This is a genomic window from Trueperella bernardiae, from assembly GCF_001469025.1.
Lineage (GTDB): Bacteria > Actinomycetota > Actinomycetes > Actinomycetales > Actinomycetaceae > Trueperella > Trueperella bernardiae.
In genome coordinates this window covers 158,669-176,319 of record NZ_LNIZ01000005.1, presented here as the reverse complement: position 1 = coordinate 176,319, position 17,651 = coordinate 158,669, and the positions used below count along the sequence as shown (strand labels likewise).

At 63.8% G+C, this 17,651-nt stretch carries 13 protein-coding genes; 6 read left to right on the top strand and 7 right to left on the bottom strand.

What is annotated here, in order from left to right; translation table 11 throughout:
• Positions 1-344: 344 nt before the first annotated feature.
• The 5 genes from AQZ59_RS06465 to tyrS all read right to left on the bottom strand — a co-directional run bounded on the left by AQZ59_RS06465 (position 345) and on the right by tyrS (position 5,230).
• Positions 345-1,259 (bottom strand): metal ABC transporter permease, encoded by a 915-nt coding sequence (locus tag AQZ59_RS06465; protein WP_070808058.1) that lies wholly within the window; start codon positions 1,257-1,259, stop codon positions 345-347.
• Positions 1,256-2,146 carry a metal ABC transporter permease gene (locus AQZ59_RS09645; protein WP_062613851.1) on the bottom strand — a complete coding sequence of 297 codons (891 nt, stop codon included), beginning with the start codon at positions 2,144-2,146 and terminating at the stop codon, positions 1,256-1,258. Before AQZ59_RS09645 ends, AQZ59_RS06465 begins: the two co-directional genes overlap by 4 nt.
• Positions 2,143-2,865, bottom strand: a complete 723-nt coding sequence (locus tag AQZ59_RS09640; protein WP_062613850.1) for a metal ABC transporter ATP-binding protein — start codon at positions 2,863-2,865, stop codon at positions 2,143-2,145. Before AQZ59_RS09640 ends, AQZ59_RS09645 begins: the two co-directional genes overlap by 4 nt.
• Positions 2,866-2,898: 33 nt before the next feature.
• The gene (locus tag AQZ59_RS06450) at positions 2,899-3,828 is read right to left on the bottom strand and encodes a metal ABC transporter substrate-binding protein (RefSeq protein ID WP_062613849.1); all 930 of its coding nucleotides are present in this window, start codon (positions 3,826-3,828) and stop codon (positions 2,899-2,901) included.
• 142 nt (positions 3,829-3,970) lie between these two features.
• Complete coding sequence (gene tyrS / locus AQZ59_RS06445) at positions 3,971-5,230, bottom strand: tyrosine--tRNA ligase (protein ID WP_062613848.1); 1,260 nt, start codon at positions 5,228-5,230, stop codon at positions 3,971-3,973.
• A 193-nt stretch (positions 5,231-5,423) separates the two neighbouring features.
• Between tyrS and AQZ59_RS06440 the strand changes: the two genes are divergently transcribed.
• From AQZ59_RS06440 to AQZ59_RS06430, 3 genes are read left to right on the top strand one after another with little or no spacing between them, the layout of a single operon-like run.
• Positions 5,424-6,245 (top strand): ABC transporter ATP-binding protein, encoded by an 822-nt coding sequence (locus AQZ59_RS06440; protein WP_062613847.1) that lies wholly within the window; start codon positions 5,424-5,426, stop codon positions 6,243-6,245.
• Between the two features lie 31 nt (positions 6,246-6,276).
• On the top strand, positions 6,277-7,062 hold the full coding sequence (locus AQZ59_RS06435; protein ID WP_160326879.1) for an ABC transporter permease: 786 nt from the start codon (positions 6,277-6,279) through the stop codon (positions 7,060-7,062).
• On the top strand, positions 7,062-7,286 hold the full coding sequence (locus AQZ59_RS06430) for a helix-turn-helix transcriptional regulator (protein WP_062613845.1): 225 nt from the start codon (positions 7,062-7,064) through the stop codon (positions 7,284-7,286). Before AQZ59_RS06435 ends, AQZ59_RS06430 begins: the two co-directional genes overlap by 1 nt.
• A 61-nt stretch (positions 7,287-7,347) precedes the next feature.
• Here AQZ59_RS06430 and argH read toward each other — a convergent pair whose 3' ends face one another.
• Positions 7,348-8,769, bottom strand: a complete 1,422-nt coding sequence (argH, locus tag AQZ59_RS06425) for an argininosuccinate lyase (protein ID WP_236698682.1) — start codon at positions 8,767-8,769, stop codon at positions 7,348-7,350.
• 87 nt (positions 8,770-8,856) lie between these two features.
• On the opposite strand from argH, the gene galE reads away from it, so the two are divergent.
• The 3 genes from galE (at position 8,857) to AQZ59_RS06410 (ending at position 12,210) form a co-directional block, all read left to right on the top strand.
• Complete coding sequence (gene galE / locus AQZ59_RS06420; RefSeq protein WP_062613843.1) at positions 8,857-9,900, top strand: UDP-glucose 4-epimerase GalE; 1,044 nt, start codon at positions 8,857-8,859, stop codon at positions 9,898-9,900.
• A gap of 71 nt (positions 9,901-9,971) precedes the next feature.
• Positions 9,972-10,973 (top strand): ornithine carbamoyltransferase, encoded by a 1,002-nt coding sequence (argF, locus tag AQZ59_RS06415; RefSeq protein ID WP_062613842.1) that lies wholly within the window; start codon positions 9,972-9,974, stop codon positions 10,971-10,973.
• Positions 10,966-12,210 (top strand): MFS transporter, encoded by a 1,245-nt coding sequence (locus tag AQZ59_RS06410; RefSeq protein ID WP_062613841.1) that lies wholly within the window; start codon positions 10,966-10,968, stop codon positions 12,208-12,210. Before argF ends, AQZ59_RS06410 begins: the two co-directional genes overlap by 8 nt.
• Before the next feature lie 163 nt (positions 12,211-12,373).
• On the opposite strand, the gene AQZ59_RS06405 is transcribed toward AQZ59_RS06410, so the two are convergent.
• The gene (locus tag AQZ59_RS06405; protein ID WP_062613840.1) at positions 12,374-17,413 is read right to left on the bottom strand and encodes a S8 family serine peptidase; all 5,040 of its coding nucleotides are present in this window, start codon (positions 17,411-17,413) and stop codon (positions 12,374-12,376) included.
• Between the last annotated feature and the right edge of the window lie 238 nt (positions 17,414-17,651).

Sequence of the window (17,651 nt, the reverse complement as noted above, 5' to 3'; positions counted from 1 at the left end):
AAGCCTGACAAACAGACTCAAACAACCAGAAAAACTGGCAAAAAACACAACCAACCAAAAAGGCCAGCTGCAAAAAACACAACATAAAAAGCTGACACACTATTGAGATATCAAACAACACACCCACATCCGAAAACCACCGTTTGAGCGGTAACTTCCGAAGGGAGGAACGCTAGCTTAGCATTCCCGTTGCCCAGTGTCAAAATCGTTCGAGGTCTTGACTCCGTCGAGCGCGACTCACCTCAAGAATTTGCGTCTTTGGGTTTGTGTCGCTCTCCGTGGCAACGAATAGATACTTTACGCATGAACGGCGCAGGCGTCAATTTCACGAACGGTGTCACTGGTCACAGCCTCAAACCGCGAGATTCCGCCAGTTCTTCGAAGACACCACCCTCGGCCACCTTGCGCGCACGGTTCTCGCGCGCCGCTCTGAGGTACATGAGGACGACGAAAATGACGCCGTCGACGAAGGCCATGGTCGGCGTCGTGGGAACGTCGGCGAGCCAGGCGATAAGGAAGCCAGCCACTGCAGAAGCCACCGCAACCCCCAGGGAAGCCGCGAGCATAGTCTTGAGGCTGCGCGAAAACAGCAGCGCTGTCGCAGCCGGCACCACCATGAGCGCAATAACGAGGATCGCGCCCGCCACGTTAAAGGCCGCCACCACGGTGAGGGCAACCAGGATCATAAAAACGGTGTCGACGATCTTGACAGGCATGCCTGACACGACAGCGAAGTCACGGTCGAAGGTGGATGCCTGGAGCACGCGGTAAGTCACCACCATGAAAGCCACGTTCACCGCGGCCACCCCCAAAAGTAGCCACATCATGTTCGGACCGAGGTCGAGGCGGCCCACCAAAAGGTGCTCGGAGGGTAGGGCCATGAGGTTGAGGTCGCCTACGAGCACGGTGTCGGTGCAGATGTGGACGTTGGATAGGCGCGTGGATAGCAACAGCACTCCGAGCGCGAAGAGCGCGGGGAAGATCGCTCCTTGGTTGGCATCTCCCGCAAGCAGCCCCGAGCCCTTGAGCTTGTCCGCGCCGACGACGACGATGAGCCCGCACGCCGTGGCAATTAAGGTCATGAGCGGGGAATGCGTGCTGCCAGACACGATCGCGCCGATCACGATCCCGGGAAGGACGGCGTGCGAGAGCGCGTCCACCAACATCGACTGCCCGCGAAGCACCAGGAAGGTGCCCGGCAAGGCGCACGTGATCGCAGTCGTGAGTGAGAGCAAGAGAACAGAAAGAATGAATGTCATGCGACGGCCCTCCGAACCCGCGCAGCGCGTCGGCGCGACATCCGCCGCGGGGAGAAGACCAGGGCGAGGATGAAGACGGCGAAGAGAATGAGAACGACGACGGGGCCGGTAGGAACGCGCCCGGCGGTCACGGAGAAGTAGGCCCCGACGAGTCCGGAGACTCCCCCGATCAGCGCCGAGCCGGCCACGAGCCCGGACATCGAGGTGGTGAATTGGCGGGCGGCCGCCGGCGGCATGATCGCGAACGCGACCACGAGGATCATGCCCACGGCCTTGATTCCCACCACGATCGCCACGGTGGCGGTGATGATGACGAGCGCCTCCATCTTCCGCGGCGCGAAGCCCTGGACCTGGGCGGCCACCTCATCGAAGCAGTAGAGCTTGATTTCCTTCCAAAAGGCCAGGAGGGCGAGGATAGCGATCCCGCCGAGGAAGGCCACGGTGATGATGTCAACCTGGCGCATGGTGGCGGCGTTCCCGAAAAGGTAGCTGTCGATGCCGCCGCGGTTCGGGAGGGTGGAATGGTTGACGAGGTAGAGGCCGATCATGCCCCCGCCGTAGAAGATGGCCATCGAGATTGCCATGGCGGCGTCGATCCCCACCCGCTGGTGCGCGATCGCGTTCGTCAAAAGGAGTGCGAGGACGGAGGCGATCGTCCCACCCACGGTCAATACGAGGATGGAACGCCCGTCGAAGCCGAGCAACGTGGCAATCACGAAGGCGCTGATGACGCCGGCGAGCGAGGAATGCCCGACGACGTCTGAGGCCAGCGACTGCCGGCGCAGATAAAGGATTGCCCCCAGCGCGCCGGCGAGGGCGCCGATGAGGGTCGTGCCGATCGCGGTGGTGCGGAAGGCGTAGGTGCCAAAAAATTCAGCGAGGCTCACTCCGGGATCACCTCCGCCAGCCCGTAGGCGCGGTGGATGGTCGCGGGCGTGAAGGCCTGGTCGAGCGGCCCGGTCGCCTCCACCCGGCCCTCGCGCAGGAGGGTGGCGTGGGTGCAGAAGTCCTTGACCGTTCCCAGGTCGTGATGCACGACGCCGATCGCTCGGCCCTCGGCCGCAAGCCCGCGGAGCACGTCGGTGATGGCGAGCGCGGAGGCGATATCGACGCCGGCGAAAGGCTCATCGAGCAGAAGGAGGTCGGGCTCTCCGGCGAGCGTGCGCGCAAGGAAGGTTCGCTGCTTCTGCCCGCCGGAGAGCTCGGAAATGTGGCGGTCGGCGAGGTCAGTGATTGAGAGTCGATCCATCGCCTCATCCGCCAGCACGTATTGGGCGCGGCTCGGGCGGCGAAGCCACCCGAGCCTGCCGTAGGTGCCCATGAGCACCACGTCGCCCACGGTGGCCGGGAAATCCCAGTCCACCGCAGCCACCTGCGGCATATACCCCACGCGATGCCGCACGGTGGAAAGGGGCTCGCCAAAGAAGGAGGCGGAGCCCGCCAGAGGCGGAACGAGACCTAGAGCCGCCTTGATGAGCGTGGATTTTCCCGCACCGTTCGGTCCGAGGATGGCCATGATCTGGCCCGTATCGATGGACATGCTGGCGGCGTGGAGTACCACGCGGTCGCGGTAACCCGCAGTCAAGGATGAGATCTCTAAGTGCACTGTTTCTCCTTCCGGCGATCAAGGTGTCGCGGACTACTTGAGGCCAGCGACGATGGCGTCGACGTTGTGCTGGAACGCGCCCAGGTAGGTGTCGACCGGGGCCTCCACGCCGAGCGTGTCAGCGAAGAGCTCCTCGTCGGCGATCTTCACGTCCCAACCGGCGGACTTGACGGCGTCCTGCAGGTGCTTGATGACTTCGGGGTTCTTGAGGTTGTCGGCGAAGATGACGGGGAGCTTCTTCTCGGCGATGAGGGTGGCCAGCTCGTTGATCTGCACGGCCGACATCTCCGACTCAGACGAGACAAAGTCGGTGGCGTGGATCTCGAGGCCGTAGGTGCGTCCGAGGTAGTTGAAGGCGTCGTGGCCGGTGACGAGTGTGCGGCGCTCCGCGGGGATCTTGTCGAACTCGGCTTTGGCGGCCTCGTGCATGGCCTGAATCTTGCCGTTGTACTCGGCGGCGTTGTCGCGGTAGGTCTGGGCGTTGTCGGGGTCGATCTTTGCGATCTTCTCAGCCGTGGCGGTCACCACGAGCTGCCAGGCCACCGGGTCGTTCCAGATGTGGGGATCGTGGCCCTCGATCTGGCCGTCCTCTTCCCAGGGAAGGAGGTCTGCTTCGGGGATCGCCTCGCCCGCGGGGATCTGGCGGTCGCCCAGCTTGTCGAACTGGGCCATCATCTTGTGCTCCATGTCGTGGCTGGTCCACACCACCAGGTCCGCCTTTCCGATCTTCGCGGTGTCAGAGGTGGTGAGCTCCTGGGTGTGGGGGTCTCCGCCGGGGCCGACGAGCACGGTGAGGTCGGCGTCGGGAGCGATGTTCCTGACCGCGTCCCCGAGGTAGCCGGTGGAGGCGACGATGGTGAGCTTGCCGTCGGAATCCGAACCAGTGTCTTCCTGCGAGCATGCCGACATGGTCAGTGCAAGGACCGAAGCCGACGCGAGGGCAAGGAATCGTTTAATAGACATGGCTAACTTTCTCTTAGGGAACCCTTATTAGATTCGGTATTATCAAATTATCTTTTTCGCCGTGCCACAATTTAGGACTTTTGACCAGGTCAAGGCACGAAAAAGCGCCGGGGACTCCCCCGGCGCCTTTCCTAACAGTGTCCTACAGCACGCGGATCGCCGTCAGGTTCTTCTTCCCCTTGCGCAGAAGCACGAGCGAACCCGGCAACACGTCGCCCGCGTCAATCACGCGCCCGGCGTCCTCAACCTTGACGTTGTTGATGTAGACGCCACCGCCTGCGATCGTGCGCCGCGCCGCGCCCGCGCCCTTCTCCAGCCCGAGCGAAACGAGCACGTCCACCACGGCGTCGCCCACGCGCGCCTCGGCAGAAGGCAGCTCGGCCGTGGCGTCGAGTAGCGTGCGCTCATCCAAACCCGCCGGCTCAGCCTTGCCAAACAGCACGAGCGAGGCCTGCTTGGCCCGCTCGGTGGCCTCGGCGCCGTGCACCCACGTGGCAACCTCCTCGGCCAGCACGCGCTGTGCCTCGCGGGCCTGTGGACGCTCCGCCACTGCGGTCTCCAGCTCTTCGATCCGATCCCGATCGAGGAACGTGAAGACCTTGAGCATGCGCACCACGTCCTCGTCGGCCGTATTCAGCCAGAACTGGTAGAACTTGTACGGGCTAAGCATGTCGGGGTTGAGCCACACGGCCCCACCCTCGGTCTTGCCGAACTTCGTGCCATCGGCCTTGGTGATGAGCGGGTTGGTGAGCACGTGCACCGACTCCCCCTCGGTCTTGCGGATGAGATCGAGCCCGCCCACGAGGTTGCCCCACTGATCATCCCCGCCCACCTCGAGCGTACAGCCGTAGCGGCGGTAGAGCTGGAGGTAGTCATTCGCCTGGAGGATCTGGTAGGAGAACTCGGTGTATGACAGCCCCTCCTCCGACTCGAGACGGCGCCTCACGATGTCCTTGTTCAGCATGGTGCCCATGCGGAAGTACTTGCCAAGATCGCGCAGGAAGTCGATCGCGGACAGCTCGTTGGTCCAGTCAAGGTTGTTTACCGTGCGGGCCGCGTGCGAGCCCTCGAAGTCGAGCAGGCTCTCCAGCTGGCCGCGCAGCGCCTCGGCCCACCCGGCCACCACGTCCTTCGTGTTGAGCTGGCGCTCACCCTTGGCGCGCGGGTCGCCGATGAGGCCGGTGGCGCCGCCCACGAGCACGAGCGGGTTGTGGCCGGCCATCTGCAGGTGGCGCATGACCTTGACCGCCACGAGGTGGCCGTGGTGGAGAGAGGCCGCGGTCGGGTCGAAGCCACAATAGAACGTCACGGGCCCCTCCGAGAGCGCCTTGCGCAACTCGTCAATATCGGAGGTTTGGGCGATGAGCCCACGCCATTGCAGTTCTTCGAGGACGTCCGTCACTTCATTCCCTTTCCTTTGCGCTCGCCGCGGCGGCGAACCACATCAATCTTGCCTCAACTGCTTCTCTTGCCTCAATTCTGCCCGCGTTCACGACGCCGTCGCCGCCGCTGCGTCCGGACAGTCCGGCGCACGTCGTTGACGTGATGTAGTATTCCTACTACGGTTAGAGCTGTTAGGACAACAAGGAGGTTTCATGCTGACAGTGACCGACCTACACTTCGCCTACGGCAAGAACGAGGTGTTGAAGGGCGTCTCGCTCAGCCTCGACGCCGGCGAACTCCTCGCCGTGCTCGGCCCCAACGGCGCCGGCAAGACCACGCTCATCGAGGTGATCCTCGGCACCTACGCCCCGGTATCGGGAACCGTATCCGTGTTCACGGACGGGCCCACCTGGACCCGGATCGGGCTGGTCCAGCAGCACTGGACCGACCACGCCAAGTGGCGCGTGAGCGACCAGCTGGGCTGGATGGAGCATGCCTTCAAGTCGGCGGGCCGGCCCACCCGCGACATCGACGATCTGCTCGCGCGCGTGGGGCTGACCGGGAAAAAGAACGAGCGCCTCGGGCAGCTCTCGGGTGGCCAGCGCCGGCGGGCGGACTTCGCCGCGGCGCTCATCGGATCACCGGACCTGCTCATCCTCGACGAGCCGACCACCGGGCTTGACCCGGCCGGCAAGCTCGAAATCCACGACCTCATCGCCGACGCCGCCGACCGCGGCACCGGCGTCCTCATGACCACCCACGACCTGCCGGAGGCCGAAAAGCTCTCCACCAAGATCGCCATCATCAACGACGGCGTAGTCGCAGCTCAGGGTACCGCCACCGAGTTGCGCGAGAAGTTCGTGCGCCCGGCGGAGGTGACGTGGGTGGAGGGTGACACGCGCCACGTCCACCCCACCGAGCACGTGGAAGAGTTCGTGGCAACGCTCGACCTGGCGGCCATCACCGGCCTGACCATCACCCGGCCCACCCTCGAAGACGCCTACCTCGATCTGGTCGGCCACAAACGCAACTGAAAGGATAGCGATGTCACACTTTGGTAAGGCAGTGAGGATTCAGGCTCTGGCGGATCTGCGTCCGCAGCTCCTGGGCCTGTCCGCTCTCAACATCCTCATCATCCCGGCGCTGTGGACGTTCCTCGGCAGGCGGCTGACGGGTTTGGTCGAGGGCATGGACGTGAGCGTGGGCCACTACCTCATCGCCGGTTCACTCGTCGGATTCTCGGCGATGGTGGCCTACCAGATCGCGGCGGAGATATATAACGAGTACATGGCCGGCACGCTGTTGCGGGTGCGCACGCTCCCCCAGGGCGTGAAGATCTGGTCCACGGCAAAGCTGATCACCTCGGCCGGCGTCATCCTCGTCTCCCAGGTGCTGCTCCTCCTCGCCACCCTCTTCTTTATCCCCGGCTTCGCCCTGACGTGGGACAAGGTAGCGCTCGCCATCCCCTTCCTCATCCTCACGCTCGCCGCCACGGCCCCGCTGGGCTTCATCATCGGCGCGTTGACGCGGACCGCCACGGCGCTCATCATCGGGATGCTCCTCTTCATGGGCTTCATGGCAATCTCGGGGATCTTCTTCCCCCTAGACCCCCTGCCCGGCTGGCTCCAGGCTGTCTCAAAGGTGCTGCCGATCTACCACGGCGGCGTGGTCTCACGCTGGGTCTTCCTCGGCGGGGCCGAGAACGTGGCTCTCTCCAGCGGTGTGCTCGCCGCGTGGTTCTTCCTTGGCATGATCGTGGCGCGCAAGGCGATAGTCTTGAGTTTTAGCAAGGTCAGCCTGGGCACGGTGGCCCGCGCCCAGCAAAACCTGAAGAACACCATGGGAATCTGATGAAGGACGACGTCGTATACAACCGGATCGCGCTGCTGCGCACGGAACGCGGCGTGTCCCGGCGCGAGCTCGCCGAAGCGATGGGCGTCCACTACCAGACCATCGGCTACCTCGAGCGCGGCGAGTACGCCCCCTCCCTCCACCTGGCCCTGCGCATCGCCGCATTCTTCGACCTCCCCCTCGAGCGCGTGTTCTCCCTCGAGGCATTCCCGCCGCTCAATTGAGCCAACGACGACGGTCGCCCGCCTGGCGCTTCAGGCGGGCGACCGTCGTGGTTAGCGGCGTTTAGCGGGCGTGAACGCGGGAGTTGGTGAATTCGCGTAGCTCGAGCACGCGACGTGCGGCCTCCTGGCGCTGTTCGGCCACGCGCTCGGGCGCGGTTCCTCCTCGCCCACGACGCGCGGCCACGGATCCTTCGACGCTCAGCACCTCGCGCACAGCGGGCGTGAGGCGCGAGTCGATCCGGGCAAAGTCGTCATCTGTGAGGTCCCACAGCTCGATGCCGCGCTTCTCGCACGTGGCCACACACGCGCCCGAGATCTCGTGGGCCTCGCGGAACGGCACGCCCTGGCGCACGAGCCACTCGGCGATGTCGGTGGCGAGCGAGAAGCCCTGAGGGGCGAGCTCGGCCATCCGCTCATAGTTGAGCTCCATCGTGGCGATCATGCCGGCCACGGCGGGCAGCAGCACGTCGAGGGTGTCCACCTGATCGAACACGGGCTCCTTGTCCTCTTGCAGGTCGCGGTCGTAGGCCAACGGCAGGCCCTTGAGCATCGCGAGCAGACCAGTGAGGTCGCCGATGAGGCGGCCGGCCTTGCCACGGGCGAGCTCGGCCACGTCCGGGTTCTTCTTCTGCGGCATGATCGACGATCCGGTGGAGAACGCGTCGTCGAGGGTGACGAAGGAGAACTCCTTCGTGTTCCAGATGATGATCTCCTCGCTGATACGAGACAGGTCGATGCCGATCTGCGCCATGACGAAAGCGAATTCAGAGGCGAGGTCGCGCGCGGACGTGCCGTCGATCGAGTTCGGCGAGCTCGTGGCAAAGCCCAAGTCCGCCGCCACGGCCTGCGGGTCCATGCCGAGCGTGTTGCCGGCCAGCGCCCCCGAACCGTACGGGCTCTCGGACAGCCGCATGTCAAGATCAACCAGCCGGCCGACGTCGCGAAGCATCGGCCACACGTGCGCGAGCAGCTGGTGGGCCACGAGCACCGGCTGGGCGTGCTGCATGTGCGTGCGCCCGGGCATGATCGCCTCCCCCGCGCGCTCGGCCTGGGCCATGAGGGCGTCGACGACGTCGAGCAGCCGGCCGCCGATGTGGCGGGCCTGGTCGCGCAAGTACATCCGGATGAGGGTGGCAATCTGGTCGTTGCGCGAACGCCCGGCACGCAACTTCCCGCCGAGCTCCGCACCGGCGCGTTCGATGAGGCCGCGCTCGAGGCACGTGTGGACGTCCTCGTCGTCGGGCCGAGGGCCGAACGCACCAGAGGCGACGTCGTCGTCGAGAAGCGTGAGGGCGGAAAGCATCCCGGACAACTCGGAGTCGGACAGGAGGCCGGCCTTATGCAGGGCGCGAGCGTGCGCGCGCGAGCCAGCGATATCGTAGCGTGCCAGGCGCCAGTCAAAGTGAGTGGAGCGGGAAAGCTCGGTCAGTGCGTCCGCGGGCGCGCCACTAAAACGGCCGCCCCATAAAGCCAGATGTTCCATGCATTTATCATGCCAAAGAAGCCAGGCCAGTGCGGGCATTCTTCGCCGGGAGTAGGATAGAAGACACACCGAGAGAAGGGAAGAGCAATGAAGGTGTTGGTCGCAGGTGGAGCCGGATACATCGGTTCGCACACTGTCGTGGAACTGGTCGCCGCGGGCCACGAACCCGTGATCGTCGATAACTTTTCCAACTCCAAAGAAACCGTGATCGACCGCCTCGAGGAACTCACCGGGCGCTCCCTCGAATGGTATAAGACGGACCTGGCCGACCCCGAGCTCACGCGCCAGATCTTCCTCAAGACCCGCCCGGACGCCGTCATCCACTTCGCCGGCTACAAGGCCGTGGGCGAATCGGTGGAAAAGCCGCTCGACTACTACGAGAACAACTTCAACACCACCTTCTCCATCACCCGGGCCATGATCGCCGCCGGCACGAAGGAGATCGTCTTCTCCTCCTCGGCCACGGTCTATGGCGACGTGCCGCTCCCGCTCCTGGAGGATGAGAAGCACCTCGATTCCCTCTCCCCCTACGGCTACACGAAGGTGGCGGGCGAGCGCATCCTCACCGACATCGCCCACGCCCACGGCTTCAAACTCGGCCTGCTGCGCTACTTCAACCCCGTGGGCGCCCACAAGTCCGGACGCATCGGCGAAAACCCGCTCGGGATCCCGAACAACCTCATGCCGGCCGTGGCGAAGGTCGCCGCGGGCCGCCAGGAGAAGCTGCTCATCTTTGGTGACGACTACCCCACGCGCGACGGCTCGTGCATTCGCGACTACCTGCACGTGGTGGACCTGGCCAAGGCCCACGTGGTGGCCCTGGAAAAGATGATGGACGGCCCGTGGGACGTGCGAATCTGGAACCTCGGCACCGGGCGCGGCACCTCCGTCTTCGAGCTGGTGAGCGCCTTCGAGAAGGCGTGCGGGCACGAGCTGGCCAAGGAGGTCGCACCGCGGCGCGCCGGGGACCGCGACGAGGTCTTCGCCGAGCCCACGCGCGCGCTCGAGGAGCTGGGCTGGAAGACCGAGCTCACGATCGAGGACATGTGCGAGGACACGTGGCGCTGGCAGTCCAATAACCCGGACGGCTACCCAGACGGCCCGGCGAAGTCCCAGCCCGGAACCGTCTGACCAGAATGATTGGCCCCCGCGCGGGGGTGAAATCTCGCGCCCGTGGGCGTGCGTGCGGATAAACTGGCCACATGCATGAACTTCACGGACGTTCCTTCCTCAAAGAGGCCGATTTCACCCCCGCGCAGTGGCGCGCGCTGATCGAACTGGCAGCCGACCTCAAGCGGCAACGCTACGAGGGGCGTGAGGTCCAGCGCCTAGTGGGCAAGACGATCGCACTCATTTTTGAAAAGACCTCCACCCGCACGCGCACTGCCTTCGAGGTGGCGGCATACCACCAGGGCGCCCACGTCACCATGCTGGACGGCACCACGTCCCAGATCGGCCACAAGGAAAGCTACGCGGACACCGCGGCCGTGCTCGGGCGCTTCTACGACGCGATCGAGTTCCGCGGCGCCCACCAGTCCGACGTCGAACTGCTGGCCGCTTGGTCCGGCGTGCCGGTCTACAACGGGCTCACCGACGAATGGCATCCCACCCAGATGCTCGCCGACGCGCTCACCATCGCCGAACATGTCGACAAGCCGTTCGAGGACGTCACGTACGTGTACGTGGGAGACGCCCGCTTCAACATGGGCCGGTCCCTGCTCGTGTCCTCCGCGATGCTCGGGATGGACGTGCGGATTGTGGCGCCGCAGGCCTTCCAGCCCGACGCCGAGGCCCAGCGCATCGCGGCGGAGTTCGCGGAGCAGACGGGTGCCCGGATCACGATCACTGACGAGGTGGGGGCGGTCGAGCGCGCCGACGTGGTCGCCACGGACGTGTGGGTGTCCATGGGCGAGTCCAAAGACGTGTGGAACGAGCGCGTCGAGGCGCTGCACGACTACCAGGTCAACGCCGCGCTCATGGCGGCTGCCGGCCCGGAGGCGATCTTCATGCACTGCCTGCCCGCCTTCCACGACCTCAACACGGCTGTGGGCCGTGCGGTCTACGAGGCCACCGGAATGGACGCGCTCGAAGTCACCGACGACGTCTTCTCCTCGGCCGCCTCCGTGGTCTTCGACCAGGCCGAGAACCGCATGCACACGATCAAGGCAGTCATGGTGGCAACCCTGGGCCACGACCTTGGCTAAGTTCCTCGATCGCAACCCGATCACCCGCCTCATCCTGCCCATCTACCTGCCGGCGCTCATCTTCGCGATCGGCTCGGGCACGGTCATGCCCGTCCTGGCCCTCGCCGCGCTCGACGTCGGCTTCGACGAGGCCGGCTCCTCGGCAGCCGTGGGCGTGCTCGGCTTCGTCTCGATCGTCATCTCCCCGCTGCTAGGCAAGCTGATCGCGCGGATCGGCGACAAGTCCGCGCTCATCGCCGGCTCGGGCGCCGCGCTCGTGGCGCTTGGCGGGTTGCTGTGGACGTGGGCGTACCCGGGCACGACGCCGTCCCGCGCTGTTTTCGTGCTCGCTATCGTCCTGTTGGCGGTCGGCTCGAATTCGTGGTCGCTCGCGCGGCAGGCCTACCTGGCCGAGTCCATCCCACCCATGTGGCGGGCCCGCGGCCTGTCCACGCTCGGCGGAATGATCCGGATCGGCCAGCTCATCGGCCCGCTGGTGGCCACGGCCCTGCTGACCGCGTGGGCGCTGCAGTCCGTGTTCATCTTCAACATCCTGCTCATCTTCTTGGCTCTCGCCCTCATCGTCGCCTACGTGGTGCCCGACCCGGCCGCCGAGCGCAAGCGCGTCTCCGCCGGCCAGAGCGAGGAGGGAAGCCGCGGGCTCGAACACCGCTCGAAGCTGGCCACGGCCATCCTCGGGATCGGCATCAACTGCCTCAACGTGCTACGGGCCAACCGCTCGGTCATCGTGCCACTGTGGGGGACCTTCCTCGGCTTCCAGCCCACCTTCGTCACCGCCACCTTCGCCGTGACAGCCCTGCTCGATACCCTGATGTTCATCGTCTCCGGCTCGCTTATGGATCGGCGCGGTCGGCACTGGGCGCTCCTGCCCTCCCTCGTCTTCATGCCGATCGGGATCGTGGTCATGATCCTATGGACCACACCGCTCGGCTTCGTGGTGGGCGCCGCGATCCTCGGCTTTGGCAACGGATTTGGCGCCGGGATCGTCATGACGATGGGCGCCGACCTGTCCCCCATCACCAACCGCGCTGCCTTCCTCGGGATCTGGCAGTCGATCGTGGCGATCGGCACCGCGGCGGGCCCGTTCGTGGTGTCGGGCATGACGGCCGCCGTGAGCCTGCGCGCGGGCCTGTGGGCCACCGTGGCCATCGGCGCCTTCGGCCTCATCTGGTGCGCCGCGCTCGTGCCGGTGGCCTACCGGCGCCTTGGCACCGACCTGCGCGGAATGCCGCTCTGAGACTGCCATTATGCGCAGCTCTTCGACACAACTTGTGAGTCTTCTGCTCATCGGGCCCATATAGAAATCGGCAGCCGGTATATTCACGACTTCTGTCGGCCAACCCGGGTAAAGAAGAGGGCGGGGGCTCCGTCCGCGAGCCCCCGCCCTAGTGTTGACCGTGCTAGCCGATCAACGCGATGTTATGCCAACCATGGCCTCCTTCAACCGGGGCATTCCAATACCCCTTACCCATATTGAAGTAGGTAAAGAGCTTGCCATCTTCGCGAATACCAACCAGGTCAAAACGACCATCACCATTGACATCACCAGGAATCACGGCATCGACAAAGTTCTGCCACCCATGACCAATCTGGCCCGTGAGCTTGATCTGGCCCTCACGATCACCGGCGTAGAAGAACATCTTCCCATCAGAACGAATACCGACGATGTCAGCATTCCGATCCCCGTTCATATCACCAGGGCCAAGAATGACGTTCATCGCCCCCCACCCGTGACCGATCTTCACACCCGACTTCATCCCCCGCGAGGTCAGCACGTAGCGGTACAGATCACCGCTCGGCACGTGGCGAGCCACCACATACTCCGTCTGGGTCGAGCCCATCTTGCCGGCATAGACAATGTTGTCCATGTTTGTCCAGCCATGACCCACCTGCGAGCCCTGAGTCAGGAAACCATCACCCTGAGAGTAGTAGAAGAACATCTTCCCATCCGGATAACCCACCAGCGCATCCCCACGACCATCACCATTCTTATCCGGAATAGCAACAATCGAAGTGAAGTGGCCAGCATCGCAATCCACGATCGCACCACCCGAGAACGCGCCACTTGCGCCACCCTGGTACCGGCGCAGGTTACCCGCACGATCAACCGCCCACAGGTCAGCAAAACGATCACCAGTGAACTCGCCCAACAGACCCGTGCCACTAGCCGGAATCGATGGACGATCCACTGCCGCACACACCGGCGGCTCGGTGTCGGTCGTGCCAGGGTTATCCGGCTCACCCGGCTGGTCGGGTGTCACGCTCATCACCTGAGCGTTGATCATGAACTGACCGTTTTCGTCAGGGCTCACCCAGGCATCATTGATCAGTTTGAAATTGTGCTCCGAGCCGTCGCTGCTTGAATCCACGCCCAGGTTGATGCGGTCCTTTCCGCCATCCAGCTGTGTGTAAGAGATGTAGTACGAACCGTGGACCGGAATCGGGTACGGGGTCGAGACTTCCACCCAGCTCCCGCCTTCACCGGCGTCGACTCTCGCCTTCATCGGGCCCACAAGCACGCGGCCCGGAAGGCCGTCGCGGTCATCGTTCTCCCACAGCGCCCACTCGAACTCCTGTGCCACGGTGGAACGGAAGATGAAGAAACGGGCAGCTGTGACATGAGCGTCGGCGTCCGCGTCGAAGCGCACGGCGGCGGTCTTGCCCTCATTGAGTGTAGTGAGTCCGGCGCCAGCCTTGCCAGTGTCGTAGGAGGTCCAGGAAGACTCTCCGCCAACCGCGTGGGCAAGCTCGATCTCAACATGAGCCGGCTGGACTTCCTCCACTGTCAAGGGAAGGTCAACTTCCACGTACCCAGGAGCGCCCGCGCGCAGAGTGTAATCGCCCGGCAAAAGCTCTGCCGTCACGGGCTCTGGCGCCGATTCCGCGAGCACGGGTGCCGTGCTCCCCTTCGCGTACACACTCAGGCGCGCATCCGCAACGCTCTCACCGGACTTGTTCTTGACGGTGAACGTGACGTTCTGGGCGTTTGCCTTCTCCAGGTAGAAGTCCTGGGTAATCGCCTTGCCGTCAACCAGCTGCAGCGTCTCGACCGCTGACTTGTAACCGGGTGCCTTCGCAATGAGCGAGGCCTCACCCGCATGGCTACGTAGCGAGTATTCACCGGTGCCAGCCTCAGTGGCCACCTTCGTACCGCGCTCGGCGAACTCAACAGTCGCCCCCACCGCGGGCACCCACGAGTCGGTGGCGGTAGCGGAAACGTCCGTCACTGCCTGCGTGAGCGCCAGCGACGGTAGCGTCAGCTCATCGCCATCGTAAAGAGCAAGCGAGGTCGACGCCGTCAGCTTCGGTTGCGGAACCGTGGCGTCCACCGTATCTGCGAACATGACGTCATCAAGGAACCAGCCGCCGGCGAAGTCGGTCAATTCACTACCGGATACCAACTCAAACTTCACCTGGGTCTTTGCCCCAAGATACTCTGCCGGGATCTTCACGCCGTCGACATGCCAGGCGTTCGCGGTGCGGAGCTGAGTCTTCTTGTCCTCCGGATCCTTCTCGTCGACCTTCGCCTCGTCGAGCTTGAAGATCTCCTTCCACTCTCCCTCACTCTGGCGCACGTAGATGTGCGCGATGTCGTCATCATAGGTGCTCCACTCATCGTGACCGACACGACCGCGGGTGTTGAACCACTGTTGCCAGTACATGGTGACGTCACTGTATGCGGACAGATCCAGGGCCGGCGAGATCAGGGTGTAGGTGGCCTTGGACTTGCGATAGTCATTGAGGACGGTCGCGAAGACGTTCGGGCTGTCCGGGTTCTTCCCACGCATCTGCGTGCTCGTCGGAGCCTTGCCATAGGCATCGATATCTTCGAGCGCCGGGACGCCGCGCTCGAACACCGTGCCCTTATCCGACTCGGACGTCCATCCCTGGGCATCCGATTCAAAGTCGAACTTCTTGATCTCCTTGCCCATCGTGAAGGTGCGCTGGAGAATCTCCGACGGCTCCGACTCAGCCTCGCCCGCCACGGCAGTCACGTAGTACGAGTACGTGCCCTGCTGTGGGGTTGGATAGTCAGCGAAAGTGACCGAGTACTTGCCGATATCCGAGCCGGTGAGCTCCTGAACGCGGGTGAAAGTTCCGTCGTCGTGAGCGCGGTATAGGCGGTAGGCGCTGATCGTCTCGTCTTTAATCGGGGCAAAGTCAACCACCGTACGGCCCGAGGCGTACTTGTTGATCGCGAGTTCCTTGTCCACCTTCGGAACGGTGGTCGTCTTGATCGCCTCGAGCGCCATGTCATCGATGAACCAGCCGGCGGTGGCGTGCTCGGACTTCCACGCGCCGCGCATGCCGAACATGACCCGGACGGTCTTGCCCGCATACTTCGTCAGGTCAACATACCCGCGCTGCCAGTCGGACGTGTTCTTGAACAGCAACTGCGGCTTGGTCTCCCAGGTGACTTCGCCATCGGAGCCGACCTCGCCAACCCAGACCTCGGCGGTGTCGTACACCGCAAACGCATAGTTATCGAGGTCGTACCAGTGCTTGAAGGTCAACGCTGCCGGCTGGTCGTCCTTCAGGCCGATCGGCGGGGTCAGCAGCACAGCGTCCGACAGGCCCGGGTATCCCTTGCCGTCGAGGCCAACGCCCACGAGCTTTTCGCCCGAGGTCGGCTTCTTCAGCGACTCTGCGGGCCTTCCCCACGCCCACATCGGCGTCTCGCCGCTCATCTCGAAGCCGGCCACGCCAGACTCGAAGTCCTCAGCCCACCCGACAGTGACGGCGTCCTTCTGCTCGAAGCGGTGCACCAGCGTGCAAGCTTCCTTCTCCGTACGGTCGGTGGCACAGATCTGGTAAGAAACGTCATCGGACTTCAACGTGTTCGGCGAAATGACGAATCCATATGTTCCGTCAACCTTCGTGCCCTCGATAAGCGTCATTGCCTCAGTGCGTTCCCCGGTTGCGTTAGCCAGCTTGAGAGTAACGGAAGCAATGCCGGTGTCGTCAGCCACCTGTGCGGTCACGTTAGTTGTGGTGGCGTGGTAGAAAACCCCGATGGGGTTATGCGTGATCACCGGCGCACCGGCATCGACACCGCGAACGTAGACCTTGCCCTGGACAGTGCCGATGGTGGAATCGACCTTCGCCATATCAATCGCGAGGGCAGCGTTGACCTTACCGGCGCCGTAGGCGTGGTTGGGGGCCTCGACGTGCTGAGCATCGGTTAGGGGCGTAGCGGACTGACGCAGGATCTCTTCAAGCTTGTCAACCGTGAGATTCGGGTTGGCGCTCAAGACGAGGGCGGCAACACCAGTCACATGCGGAGCAGCCATCGATGTACCCGTCAAGATCTTCATCGTCTGCTTATTCCAGCCCGAGCGGATGTTGACACCGGGTGCCGAAATATCGGGCTTGACCTGATCGGTGTACCGCGACGGGCCGCGAAGCGAGAACCTCGCCACGACGTCGTCGGAACGCAGCGCGCCAACGGCGAACGCCTCCGGGAAGGAACCAGGCTGGCTGATCGAGCCGGAGCCACCAAAGTTATTCAAGTCCTGGTTACCGGCCGAGAACACCGGGAGAATACCAGCACTGCGCCATTCCTTGAGCGCATCGCGCATGAGGTGGTTGGCCGCCGAGCTCCCCCACGAGTTGTTGACGACGCGCGGAGCGAGCTCCGGGTGCTTGACCCCGTTGCTGTCAACCGGGGCGAGCATCCACTCCATTGCCTTAAGCAGCTGCGAATCACTCGTATCGCCGTTCTCGTCAAAGACTCGCGCAGCGATGAAGTTTGCCTTGGGAGCCACTCCAAGGGATCCGGTCCCGCTCGGGTCCGAGCCGAGGATCGTACCGGCAACGTGCGTGCCGTGGCCCGTGGAATCGACCGGCTCGGTCTCCGAACCGACCGTATCGAACCAGCTCACAGCTTTGTCACCAGTGTTTCCGCGCCACTTATCCTTGAGTGCCGGGTGGGTGATATCGACACCGGAGTCGATGATTCCCACCGTGATGCCCTCGCCGGCATACTCGCCGAGCAGGCCCTCGGTGACAGAAATCTGACGAAGGTTCCACGGGAGGTGCATGGGAGCAGACCCATCGACACTCGACATGCGAGCACCGGAATCGTCGACCACCGGATCGGCTTCGATCTTCTGATCAGCAAGGACCTCGCTGACGCCAGGCATCTTTGCCAGGTCAATAGCGACTTCCTTCGTCACTGTGGCAGTGACTGCGTTGACCACGAACAGCGACTCGATGTTCTGTGCTTTGTCAGCCTTCTCCGCCTCGGCCAACGCGACAAGGACGGCCTGCTGAGAGGTTGCCGCCATATCGACCAGATTCTCAACGTGGTCAGTCTTTTCCTGCGTGGTTCTCGCAGGTGCACCATCCGCCTCCTGCTGGTCGTCCATCACGACGATGACGGAATGCCACGATGCATCTGCCGATTGTGCAATGTCCTCGTCGAGGTGTGATACCGCCATCGCAGACGGAATCGCCGAAAACGCAGTAGCTGTGATCGCGCCAAATGATAGCGCGGCAACTATGCGTCCGAAACGTTCGCGCATGTAATCTCCAATCAATTCGGACCCAACGGGTCGGTGAAAACGGCCGGCGTGGTGTGCGCACATCAACCGCGAGCTAACCAAGGGCAGCCTACCCTAACCTCCGAAAAAGGGCCAGACTGTTGGTTTTCCCTATTTTTGCCGTTGGTGACGTCCG

Excerpts from the sequence above, each read along its gene's own strand:
- AQZ59_RS06465 (WP_070808058.1), bottom strand. The coding sequence starts at position 1,259 with ATGACATTCATTCTTTCTGTTCTCTTGCTCTCACTCACGACTGCGATC.
- AQZ59_RS06450 (WP_062613849.1), bottom strand. The coding sequence starts at position 3,828 with ATGTCTATTAAACGATTCCTTGCCCTCGCGTCGGCTTCGGTCCTTGCA.
- AQZ59_RS06440 (WP_062613847.1), top strand. The coding sequence starts at position 5,424 with ATGCTGACAGTGACCGACCTACACTTCGCCTACGGCAAGAACGAGGTG.
- AQZ59_RS06430 (WP_062613845.1), top strand. The coding sequence starts at position 7,062 with ATGAAGGACGACGTCGTATACAACCGGATCGCGCTGCTGCGCACGGAA.
- argH (WP_236698682.1), bottom strand. The coding sequence starts at position 8,769 with ATGGAACATCTGGCTTTATGGGGCGGCCGTTTTAGTGGCGCGCCCGCG.
- galE (WP_062613843.1), top strand. The coding sequence starts at position 8,857 with ATGAAGGTGTTGGTCGCAGGTGGAGCCGGATACATCGGTTCGCACACT.
- argF (WP_062613842.1), top strand. The coding sequence starts at position 9,972 with ATGCATGAACTTCACGGACGTTCCTTCCTCAAAGAGGCCGATTTCACC.
- AQZ59_RS06405 (WP_062613840.1), bottom strand. The coding sequence starts at position 17,413 with ATGGCGGTATCACACCTCGACGAGGACATTGCACAATCGGCAGATGCA.